Consider the following 461-nt stretch of genomic DNA (forward strand, 5'->3'; position numbering starts at 1 on the left):
ACTTCAAAGCGCTCAACTCGCGTATCACCGGCACCAAGCTCTTGCACGCCTTCTAGGCTATTCACAACCGTGTAGGTCCACGTACCATCCGCAAGAATGGTTAGCGTGCCTAATGGCGACTGACCTTCGTTATTGGTTAGGCTCGTCACGGTGGTGTTAAATGCCGCTTCGCCCGCATCCAAATCGGCGATGTCGAGTTTGCCGCCGCCAAGGAGTTCACCCGCGACGTCATTCGTATCTTCTTTGACGCTGTCAGGCGCATAATTGGTGATGAAGGTTTCATCTTCCGCGCCGTTCACCGTCACGCTAATCGTGTGCTCGGTGCCGTCCGCTGAGGTGACCACAAAGGACTCAACTAGAGTGTCACCCACATCGAGGGCTTGCACCTCAGATAGGGTGTTATCGATGGTGTAGGTCCACGTGCCGTCCGCCAAAATAGACAGGCTGCCTAACGTGGTGCC

General features: G+C 55.3%; 1 protein-coding gene. It reads right to left on the reverse strand.

Translation table 11 applies throughout. The annotated features are described in order from the left end of the window. Positions 1–461, reverse strand: a 461-nt coding sequence (locus tag M9196_RS23320; RefSeq protein WP_250619889.1) for a VCBS domain-containing protein, incomplete at both ends; no start/stop codon positions are given.

The organism is Vibrio methylphosphonaticus (genome assembly GCF_023634655.1).
GTDB lineage: Bacteria > Pseudomonadota > Gammaproteobacteria > Enterobacterales > Vibrionaceae > Vibrio > Vibrio methylphosphonaticus.